Raw genomic sequence first — 10,736 nt, 5'->3', positions numbered from 1 at the left:
TCTGCTCTTCCGTGAATCTCGCTCGTTTCATTCCGTCCGTCCTTTCAAGGGCCGGACTCTAGCTCCGCGTGGAGGAAATTCTCAGGGGCACGTCAGCTGGCATGCGCCGCTGTGGCGCTGTCCTTGTCTGCTTGCCAACCGTCCAACCAGGTTCAGATAAAACCACCTGAACAACAATCAGCCGAGCAGCAACTGGAGGCGATCCGCCAGCAGGATCCTGAATATGTTACAGAAGCGGAGAGCAGAGCAAAACTGGAGCAGATACCGGCGCGGCCTGAATCACCGTCTGACAAGATATGGTATGTCGCTGCTGTGGGGGAAGGAAGGTGTGAAAGCCTTACCAGCAGCATCAACCTGGAAAACCCTGCCCAAGTCATCGATCTATTCGCTTCGCAGGGAATGCCTCTGGAAGTCATCTACGATGATGGTTCTATGGTGGCGGTGCGGAAGGTGGGAGATCCAAATGATGCAGGAATGGTGTTTGTCAGAGGGGAGTCGACCTGCCGGACTGCCTTAATCGGCCTTACGGCCATGGCGCGCTGAATTTCAGCTTTGTCTTCTCCGCGCAAGCTTTGACGACGCCGACGGTATCCTCCTCGTGATCTCGCCGCGGCCCGTTATCCGAGGAATCCTTTTGGTGTCCGATTGTCGGGTGCGGAAGATGGTCGATCGGACATCCGTACTTGGACGACACGGTCGCGGGCAAATAGCTTCATCTGACGTGGTCGATTGCCCACGTCCGTTTCTGACTCTTAGCTGACTATCAGAACGTCCGCTTTCTGGCCAAGGTCTCATGAGCTGCGGAAGGCAGGGCGTTCGTCCGCTTCGGGCGAAAACCTGCCGCCGAAGCTCCATGAGACGACTTTCGCCGGAATCAACGACCAGATTCCGAAGCCGCCGAGTGATCGCGGAACTGCCGGCGAGCCCGCCCCGCCGCGCGATCGCCCATGCCGTGGACCGGATCACCCACATCGGGAGATCCGGGGCCCGTCGTCCTGTGCAAGCGATGCTCGCCGTCGCGCCGGACGCGTCCCGCGACCATGCGGTGTGACGCATCGCGTGAGGGCTGTCCGCTCGAGGGCCGGCGGCGCTGGTCACCAGCCCGGGGCATCGGACGGCGGGGGCGGCGCGTCCGCCTCGTTCCAGCGGAAACGCCAGAGCCGGGACCCGAAAACATAGACGCCGTCCGCCACACACTCCACGTGACGGATCTCGTCGGGCACGACCAAGGTGTCGTCCAGTTCGCCGGGACCTGACCAGATGTGGATGATGTCGCCGGGCGCCCAACTCAGCAGGCGTCCGTCGGACAGGGGCGTGACGGCCAAGTCGCCCGCGTGGGCGTGAACCGAGCAGGCGCTTGTCGCGGGCCCGTCGGCGCTATCGGTGAACCAGTGGAGACCGGACGCAGGGTCGCCCGCCGCCAGGCCATCGGCCGCAGGCGTCAGGCAGATCAGTTCGTCGGGCCGACGGTGTTCGCCCACAAGCGTCCCTTCGCCGTCCCAAACCGTCAGTGCGCCCTCGGCGTCGGCGACATAGAGGCGTCCGTCCCCCGAGACCCATCTCGCCGGCCTGGCCCCACCGGCAAACGGGTAGCGGCGCGCCCGCATCCCGCCATCGGCGCTCCAGAAGGCGACGCCGCCGGACCGTTCGAAGGTGGCGAATCCCGGCGAGAGACCCGCCGCGCCCAGCAGGGCGCCGGGCGTCGACCGGATTATCCGGGGCGGGCCGTCGATGTCGTCCATGGCCCAGATCCGCAGGCTCGAGCCCAAGGTGATCGCGACATCGCGGCCCGAGACCGTCAGATCAGGGAAGCCCGCCTCCGCCCCGGGGGGGACGGTTCCTGCCCGCAGGCCGTCAAACCGGCTCAGGGCCGGCGCACCCGCGGGATTGACCAGCACGACCCCGCCCTCCACGGCGGCGACGTCCCGGATTGGGCTCGCATCGCCCCATACATCGGCATCCCGCATTCTGATCTGCCCCTTCAGGTCGATCAGGAGCAGCGCCTGGGCGCCGGTCGCCGCGCAACCGCCCGGGAAGGGCGTCAGCCGGCCAGCGTATACGCCCGCTTCACGGCCCATGAGTGCGTCGTCTTGGGCGAGACGCTCTCCGGCGCGCGTAAAGACGTGCACCCTATTGTCGCGCTCGAGGACGATGACCACCTCGCCCAGCCAGACGGCTTCCGCGACCGCGGTCTCCAGAAGGACTTCGCCGATCGGGGCGCCGTCGGCGGACCAGAACAGCAGGCGTCCGTAGTGGTCCCAGCTGACCGCGCCTTCGGGGCCGGCGGTGCCGTGGCTGGTCGCCCCGTCGAAGAGATCGGGCTCAATCAGGTCGAAGGCGCCGTTCAGGGCGCTCACCCGCCAGAACTTGAGCAGGCCGTCGTCGCCGTAGCTGACCAGCCGATCCTCGACCTCCAGTAGACCGCGCACCCCGTTGCTGGCCGAAGCGTGGAGTTCCGGCGGGAAGGGATGGGAAAGGAGGTCGCCTGCGGTCGACCACAGACGAATGCGGCCTTCCAGATCGCCCGTAAGTGTCAGGCGGGGGCGCGCCAGACACGCGGTGACCCGGGGGCATACCTCCGGAACGGACAGAACGCGCCCCTCGAGCGAGACGAAGGCGGAGGCGCCGCCCCAGAAGCCGGCGATCAGCCAGCCCCCCGTGACCGGCCAGACGCCGGCGTTGTCCTCGAATCCCAGGGCCGGCGTCCGGCCGATGAGGCGGCCGCGAAAATCCCGCACCTCGGCGGCGCCGGCGGCGTCCACGACCAGGAGGCGGTCGCCGTTGGCGCAGGGCGGGCCCACCCGAGCGGCGGCCGGGTCGGCGCAGGCCTCCTCCAGGGCCGCGCCCTGGAGGCGCCAGAACGCGAGCCGATGGTCGGGGGTCCGACCGGCGAGCCCGTCCGGATGGGCGAGGCCCTCCCGCAGGCCTGGCGACAGTCCGGCGGATCCCGCCGCGGGACGGGGACGTCCATCCCGGCTCCAGAAGATGGGCGGGCTGTTGAAACTCCAGCTGACGAAGCCGTCCGGAAGGGCGGCGGCGGACGCTGCGCCCGGGGCCTGGGCGAGGACCGACGGGCCAAGCGGCCCGGCTGGGGCGCCGGTGATCTCGCGAAGGGCGCAATGACCGTCGTCACTGGTGAGGAAGACGCGGCCGTGGGCGACCACCGCCTGCCGCACCGGTCCGCCAAAGATCTCCCGGGCGCGCTCCCGGCCCTCGGAATCCCAGAAAATCACGGCTCCGTCCACGTCATGGGTGACGAGGCCGCCGTCCGGCAGGGGACAGGCGCCGAGCGAAGCGTCGGCGTGGACGCGCTGCGGGAGGCGGTCATGGCGCGACCGGCCTTCGCCGGTCCAGAACAGCACCCGGCCGTCCTCGCCGATCGAAGCGAAGCCGTCGGCGAGCACGACGAGCCGGCGAACCTCCCCCGAATGGCGGATCGGGCCGTCCGGTTCGCCGCGCACGCGACCCTCCTTATCCCAGAACAGGACATCGCCGCGCCGGCCGCCGGACATGATGAGCCCGTGGCCCGAGATCGCCTCGACGAGACCCGGATGGAGCGCGGCCCGCGTCAGGACGGATCGGGCCGGGGGATGGGCGATCACGGCGCGGCCCGGCTCGGCGCCGAACAGTCCGGCGTCGGCCAAGGCGTTCAGAACGACCCGGCCGTAAGGCGTTCTCGCCGCGGCGACCGGTCTCCAGGCCTGCTTGAGCCGTTCCCCGTGCAGCGCCCAGAATGCCGCGTGAGGCCGTCCAGCCCCTTCATGACCGTCGGCGGCCAGGCGGCGCCAGTCCTCGATCGTGCGGCGCGCGCGATCCAGCGCGGTCTCGTGACGCTCGAACCGGGCCGCAAGGAAGGCGCTGTCGGTCAGCAGCCGCACGGCGGCGTCCGGCGCGGCGAGCTCGCACAGCTGTCGCGGACTCCAGTCGAGCGCATAGGGCGCGCCCGGCCGACGCGGCCGCGGCCGCCAGGCCTGGGCGAGCCAGAGCGTCAGGGTCTCGGCGGCGACATCGGCGTCCGTTCCCAACTGTTCGGAAAACGCCGCAGCGAGCCGGGGATGGTGGAAGGCGAAGGTGCGTTCGGAGCCCTCGCCGCGCGTCACGAACCAGCGGGCGATCCGCGGGTCGAGGCTGTTGAGCTCGATGGAGAGCCCGCCGGCCATGACGGCGAAGAGGTCCTCGATCTCCCATTGACGCAGGGGCGCATGGGCCAGCCCCAGCAAGGCGAAGAGTCTCCGGTTCGACAGAGCCCAGAGGTCGCCGGCGTCTTCCAGTTCCGCCAGACGCGCGCGGACGTAGGCGCCGAAGTTGTCGGGCGCCGCCACGGGGGCGGACCCGTCGGCGGCGGGGGGCAGGGTCGAGAACACCTCGGACAGGAAGAGCGGCAGGCCCTCCAGATTACGGTGCAGCCCCCCCGCAAGACGGTCTCGCGCCTCTTGCGGCATCAGGGGCGCGACCTCGGTCAGCCACTGGCTTACGCCCGGCAGGCTCAGGCCGGACAGGTGCAGGCGGGCTCCCGCTTCGGGCGCCGCCTCCAGAAGATCCAGCCACGGTCGCAGGACGCGCGGCGAGTCCCTGTCGGAGGCGGCGCGGCAGCCGATGATTACGAACACGCCCTCGGGGAGCGGGGCGGGTATGAAAGGCTCGATCCGGGCCGCCGCCTCGTCCAGGCCGTCCAGGACGATGACCACCCGACCGGTCGTCGCGGACGGCGTGAAGGCGGCGAGCCGCTGGTAGATGCGCTCGCCGGCGGGCTGGTCGGCGGCCGGGATCGCCGACGCCGTGGCCACCAGGCTGTCGAGCTGGGCCGCGATGTGACCTTCGATCGCGTCCGGCGAGGTGGTCGCCGGCAGGTCCGCGCTGATGAAATGGCGCACGGCGTTCGTCGGCGCCGCGCTTTCAAGCCAATGGGCGAGCAAGGCGGACTTTCCCGCCCCGGCCGCGCCGGTGAGGATCAACAGGCCGCCGGGTCGGTCGCAGAGGAAGGCGTCCAAGGCTGAAAAGGCCTCTTCCCGGCCGAAAATCGGGCGCGCCAACAGCCGCGCCTGACGCAGCCGGACCGCGGCGGCGGTTCGCGACCAGCGCGGGCTCGTGGCCAGCAGGCGCTGCAACTCGGCGGCGATCTCGCTCACCGACTCCCCGCGAGCGGCGAGACGGCCGACGTCCGGCGCGTCCGCCTGCGCCGCGCCGATGTCGCGAAGAGCGGCATCGATGGCGTCCAGACGGGCCTGGATCGCCGTGTCGCCGGCCACCAGGGTCCGCTGAATGCCGGTCAGTTGCAGGTTCAGGCCACGAAACTGATCCAGTTCGAACGCCGCCCTGAGGGCGACAGCCTTCTCCTCCTTCAAACGCGCGGCGAAAAAGGCGTTGGTCGCCGCCAGCCAGCCCGCGTGGGCGGCTTCGCCACGGAAGCGGCGCTCGAAGGCGTCGGGCCGGTCGATCGGCCAGCCCCGGGCCTCGCCCGCCGCCCGAAGTTCCGCCAGCATGGCGTCCTCGGCCATCGCCGGAACGGCGCCGGGCGCAGGGAGGCGCGCGCCGATGTCCTCCAGCACGGCGGCGAGGTCGGTCAGGAGCGTCCCGTCGTCGGGGGTTTCTAGGAAGTCGGCGGCGGCCGCTTCGCGTCGGCCGGCGTCTGTCCAGTCCCGGACCCGGCGCGCGAACCGCGCGGCGCCGTGCGCCTGGGCATGCTGGGTGACGATGAAGTCGAGTGCATCCAGCTGGGAGAGCCGGATCGCCCGGGCCAGGTCGTGATTGAGCGGGAGCTCGCCCGGCTTGGGGCCCCCGCGCGAGAGCCAGGAGGACAGGGCCTCTCGGCCGCCGGTCATGATGAGGTCGCCGCCGCTGTCGCCCAGGAAATTGCCCAGCGCCTTGGCGGCGAGGCCGCCGACCGCGGCGCCGACAGGGCCGGCGACGAGCCCGCCCGCGGCGGCCGCCGCTCCGGCCGCGCCGTCCTGCGACAGGGCCTGGCCGATCACCGTGAGGCTGACGCAGGTCAGGCCGCCGGCCAGGGTTCGCCAGACCCCCGTCTTCACGGATTCGCCTTCGCCTTGAGGGTGGCCAGCACCTCGGCGGGGGTCTCCACCGGATACGCCGTCGGCCGGCTCGCCGGCGCCCGTTCGAACAACCGGCGCACTCGGTTCTGCACCGGCCGCGTCGGATCGTGGAAGGGATTGGCGTCGAACAGGCTGGCGAACACCGGATCGGCGCGATAGTTGGGCAGGCGGGCGATGACGGGCAGGTCGCCGGACAGCTGCAACAGGATCTCGTCATCCTCCAGGTCGAGCAGGTGCTCGGGTGAGCCGAAGCCGACCAGGCTCGCCATGGCCTCGGCGGCGAGCATGGTATTGGCGCCGAAGCACTGGATGGCGCGGCAATTGTTGACCATCGTCTGCCAGTCGCGCGGGTAGAGGGTCATCAACTGGCTGGGGTCTTGCCAGAAGCTCCAGGTCTGCAGCCCGTAGCCGCGCAGCAGGGTGATGGCGCGCCGCAGGTCGTCGAAGGCGCCCAGTTGGGCGGCCTCGTCCAGAATGAAGAGGGTGGATTTCTGCGGACGGCCGCTGCGACCGGAAATCTGGGTCATCAGCACATGAACCCACAGACGCAACAGCCGGCCATGGCTTTCCAGCATATGGGGCGGCAGCACCAGGTAGATCGACAGCGGATCGCCGCGTTGCACCGCGCCCAGGTCGAAGCTCGTCGTGCGGATCGCCGGCGCGATCATGCCGGACCGGACGACGTCGACGATGTTCTGGGAGAAGGACAGAATGCCGCCCAGGGTCGAGACGGCGCCGATGCGCAGCATGCGGCCGATATCGCGGGCCTCGGCGTTGCGGGACGCTTCCAGCGCATGGAGCACGGTGCCGGCCAGGGCGCTCTCGCCCTGCGGACGTTCCACCGCGGCGCTGTAGGCGCCGACCTCGCCGACGGCCTGATTGACCAGCATGCGGACGGTCTCGAGGTGTCGTTGGGCCGGCGGCAGATCGCTCACCACATGCAGCAGGACGCCCAGCACGAAGGTCGCGCCGCGTTCGCGCCAGTATCCACCGTCGCTGACGTCCGCGGCGACGTTCGGAGCGGACAGGGCCGATACGATCGCCATGGCGTCGTCGACGAAGGTCGGGCTGTCCGGATCGAGGACGTCGAGCGGGTTGAGGGACGCCGCGTCCAGGCCGGTGACGCCCATGGGGTCGATGATCGCGACCGCCTGCCCGAGTTCGCGGCGTCGGCGCGCGGTCATCAGGGCGTTCTCGCCCTTGGGATCGATGACGATGACCGGGCCGTCGAACCGCAGCAGCGCGGGAACGATGCACCCGGTGCCCTTGCCGGCTCCTGTCGGCGCGATGGTCATCAGGTGGCCCTCCCGTTCCATCAGGATCGGGGCGAGGGTGTCGACGCCGGGGTCGGCCGCCGCCTGTCCGAAGGTGAAGCCGATCGGCCGGCGGCGGTGCTCGCGCTCCAGCGACCAGCCGACGATCAGGCCCTCGTCCTCGACCTGATCCGGGAGGCTCAATTCATTCTCGACAGGGATCAGGCGCATGGCGCGGGGGTCTCCAGGTCCGCAGTGACAAACAGCCCCTCCATGCGTTCGGATCGCACGGGGAGGTTTTCGAGCAGAAGGTCGTCGCCGACCATTTCCAGGATTCCGTCCGGCGTCAGCGCCAGCCTCGTCTCGAAGACGGCCTGGCGATAGCAGACGGTCAGTGCGAACAACCAGCGCCCCTCTTCATCGAATCCGGCCGGCGTGATCGGTCGGACGTGGGGCTCCAGAAGCTCCCGCAAAGCCTCGGGCCGGTCGACGCGGTGCGACAGAGCCTCGACGGCTTCCAGCGGCTGGAACAGCTCCCCATCATGGCGAACAGAGTTCATGAAAAGGCGGACGTAGTCCAGCCGGGCTTCCGGGCTCTGCAAATGAGATCCGGCGAGATCGTTCAGATCATGAATCCAGGCGGAACTTCCATCAACGGCCACGACCTGGTCTCCGGTCACGACGAAGGCGGCGATGCCGGTCACGCCGCCGGTCAGCCGCCCCTGGGTCTCGATGAGCATCGCGCCGTCGAAACAGGCCAGCGGCCGGGACCGGACTCGGTCGCAGAAGGCGGCGAGCGGCAGGGGCGTGCGGTGGGCCCCGACGCGGTGGTGCACGCCGATCAACCGCAGCACGCTCGCCCCGGTGTCCGGGTCGAGATCGCGCCAGTCCCCCGCGAGCAGCGGCGGGCGGCTCCAGGACGTCAGGGGCTGGTCCAGGGCCTGGCGGATGCCGGCCGCCTCGAAGGTCGTCAACGGCTGGCCAGTGTCGCGCACCTTCAACCAGGCCAAGGCCAGTTTTCCGGACCAGACCGCCGTCGCCATGGGGGCCAGGTCTTCGAGTTCGCGGCCGACGACGATGCGGTAGGCGTCCCGGGCGGCGGCGTGGAAGACCGGATCGGCCGTGACGCCGTCGATGAGCAGGGGCGGAAAGGGGCGTTCTCCCGCCGTCGGCCGCTCCAGGCGGCGCAACAGAGGGAGAAGCTCGTCCAGCCGCGCGCCCAGCGTCGCGTTCGGGGCGACGCGGAGGAGTTGCTCCACCTGCTGGAGCGCGCGGGCCTGCACCCTCAGCTGGTTGGCGAGCGCGCCGTCAACGGCGGGGAGCGACTGCATCAGGCCGGCGGCGTGATCCAGAAGATAAAGGGACACCTCGGTGTTGGTCACCACACGCTCGGTCCGCGTGAAAAAGCGGCCGTCCAGGTCGTCCGGCTTTAGCACGCGGTAGGCGTCGCCCAGGGGCACGCGGGCGACGGCCGCGCCGATCGCCCGGCAAACCTGGGCTTCATCGTGCGTGCGCCGGTCGCGGGCCGGGTCATCGCTGCGGACCGAGTCCAGAAAGTCCGCGGCGAGGGCCAGCGCGTCCCTTGCGAGATCCCCGACGGTTTCGCCCGCGCGACGGCGGGGATCAAGATGGGAAACGGGGTCTGCCTGCACCTGAAACTCCGATTGTCGTCGCTCGCGCCGTCGTCGGCCCTGAGCGCCCCCGTCGCCGGCCGCCCTGTTCAGGGTGCGACCTGCACGCGGCCGATGACGCCCGCGGACCGGTCGCGAACCTCATAGGAGAGCACATTGGCCGTCAAGGACCCGCCGTCGGTGGCGGGCTGGACGCCGGTGATCTGCAGGACCACGTCGATCTGGGCGCCCTGGAGATAGGGGACGCGATCCTTGATCCGTTGCGCCTCCGCGGCCGGCACCTCCCAGCGCTGGGCCTGCTGCCCGTTGGCCAGCCGCAAGGTCACGGTCCGGGAAAAGCTCCGGAAGGTGTAGGTCGACCCCGGAGCGAGGGCCTGGACGATGAATTCCCCATAGGCCGGGTCATAGTCGCTCAGATTGGAGTTCACGGTCAGCCGGAGGCGTCCGATGCCGCGCACGCTCGCCTGAGCCGCGGCATAGGCTGCGCGGAGCTCCTCGCGGCGCGCGGGCTTCTCGTCCGCCGATCCGTACCGGACCTGGCTGTCCTGGCCGATCCAGGTCTCGATAGGCGGCGTCAGCCCGGCGAGGTCGTAATAGAGGAAGACCATCGTCTGTTCGTCCGGATTGACCAGCTCTCCGGTGCGACCCGCCAGAGCGGGCGTTGGAGGCTGCGCGGCGGCCTGAGGCAGGGCCGAGGGCGCGCCGGCAGCGGGAACCGCGTCTTTGGGCGCGGCCGGGTCCGGCCCGTCTCCGTTTCCGGCGGGCCGGTCACAACCGGACAGGATGAGGGCCAGGCCGGCGATCAGGGTGATGCGAGTTTTCATGGTTCAGTCCCCCTAGAGTTTGGGCTCGGCGCCCTGGGTGGCGGCGCGCGCGACTTCGGCGTCCCGGCGCGCCTGGTCCCGGTTGGCCCAGGCTTGCTCGACCTCGGTCAGCAACCGATAGCCGCCGGCCTGGTCGATGACGCCGACCGAGAGGCTGTCGGCCAACGCCGGGTTTTCGGTCGAGGCGACCAGTTCGGCCTGCACGACCACGCCGCAGTTCGGGGACAGGTTGCTTCCGGAATCGGGATTGGCCGGCGCCGAACAGCTGAAGAAGTAGGGCGAGGTCTCCAGGATTCGCCGTCCGGCGGGGTCGTAGGCCCACTTCAGAACCCGGCGGCCGCCCTGGTCGTCGTCCGCGGTCGGCGCGCCGTACTTGCCGGTCAGGGCGGCGACGACGTTGGCCATCGTCGGCCTGGCGGCGTCACCGTACCGCTCGCGTCTGGACGCGGAAATCACCCGCTCCTGCCCCGGCAGGCCGACGGTAGAGACATAGACGAGCGACTGGCCGGGATTGACCGCGTCGGGCTCACGCGCACCGGCGCTGCGAGCGCTGGCCCGGCGCAGGCTTTCCTGCATCTGCTCCTCGGGCGTCAGGGTGGACTCGGGCTGGGCGAAGGCGCCGGTGAACCCCTTGCGCCAGCTCTCGCCGCCGCTGTCGACGTCGAAGCCGCGATATTTTTCCTCGGTTACGACCATCAACGGATTGTCGCAAAGCACGATGTTGGCGGCCTCGTCATAGGTGAGGCCCGGGCGCAAACCGATGACGTCGACCGTCGGCGATCCGGCGGTCGGCGCCGGCGTGGCGATGCGGGCCGGGCATCGCACCCGGCCGCGCGCGGTCTGGGCCACGGCCGCGGCGGAGCCGGGCTCTGCGCCGGTTAGGCCCCCGCCTTCCGGAGCGGACCCGTCGCCGGAGCCGCAGCCGGCGAGAGCCACGGCCAGAAGGGCCGTGATCGAGAGTGAAGCGTCAAGACGCAT

Annotated in this window: 6 protein-coding genes; 1 reads left to right on the top strand and 5 read right to left on the bottom strand. The window is 70.1% G+C overall.

The features are described from left to right. Positions 1-111: 111 nt before the first annotated feature. Positions 112-543: a hypothetical protein gene (locus tag ABIB58_RS14670; protein WP_354042136.1), complete on the top strand. Its 432-nt coding sequence runs from the start codon at positions 112-114 to the stop codon at positions 541-543. Positions 544-1,094: 551 nt separating this feature from the next. Here ABIB58_RS14670 and ABIB58_RS14665 read toward each other — a convergent pair. The 5 genes from ABIB58_RS14665 to ABIB58_RS14645 form a co-directional block, all read right to left on the bottom strand. Next, positions 1,095-6,029: an AAA family ATPase gene (locus tag ABIB58_RS14665; RefSeq protein ID WP_354042132.1), complete on the bottom strand. Its 4,935-nt coding sequence runs from the start codon at positions 6,027-6,029 to the stop codon at positions 1,095-1,097. Beyond that, positions 6,026-7,534: a type IV secretory system conjugative DNA transfer family protein gene (locus ABIB58_RS14660; RefSeq protein WP_354042129.1), complete on the bottom strand. Its 1,509-nt coding sequence runs from the start codon at positions 7,532-7,534 to the stop codon at positions 6,026-6,028. The genes ABIB58_RS14665 and ABIB58_RS14660 overlap by 4 nt, the downstream gene beginning before the upstream one ends. Further along, on the bottom strand, positions 7,525-8,955 hold the full coding sequence (locus ABIB58_RS14655; protein WP_354042125.1) for a hypothetical protein: 1,431 nt from the start codon (positions 8,953-8,955) through the stop codon (positions 7,525-7,527). Before ABIB58_RS14655 ends, ABIB58_RS14660 begins: the two co-directional genes overlap by 10 nt. A 68-nt stretch (positions 8,956-9,023) precedes the next feature. After that, the gene (locus ABIB58_RS14650; protein ID WP_354042121.1) at positions 9,024-9,758 is read right to left on the bottom strand and encodes a hypothetical protein; all 735 of its coding nucleotides are present in this window, start codon (positions 9,756-9,758) and stop codon (positions 9,024-9,026) included. A gap of 12 nt (positions 9,759-9,770) precedes the next feature. Continuing rightward, a complete protein-coding gene (locus ABIB58_RS14645; protein WP_354042118.1) occupies positions 9,771-10,736 on the bottom strand; it encodes a hypothetical protein in 966 nt (321 codons plus the stop codon).

The organism is Brevundimonas sp. UYEF29 (assembly GCF_040546195.1).
Taxonomy (GTDB): domain Bacteria; phylum Pseudomonadota; class Alphaproteobacteria; order Caulobacterales; family Caulobacteraceae; genus Brevundimonas; species Brevundimonas huaxiensis.
The sequence above is the reverse complement of the archived record's forward strand: the minus strand, read 5'-3'. Positions and strand labels throughout refer to the sequence as shown.

Excerpts from the sequence above, each read along its gene's own strand:
- ABIB58_RS14660 (WP_354042129.1), bottom strand. The coding sequence starts at position 7,534 with ATGCGCCTGATCCCTGTCGAGAATGAATTGAGCCTCCCGGATCAGGTC.
- ABIB58_RS14650 (WP_354042121.1), bottom strand. The coding sequence starts at position 9,758 with ATGAAAACTCGCATCACCCTGATCGCCGGCCTGGCCCTCATCCTGTCC.
- ABIB58_RS14645 (WP_354042118.1), bottom strand. The coding sequence starts at position 10,736 with ATGCGTCTTGACGCTTCACTCTCGATCACGGCCCTTCTGGCCGTGGCT.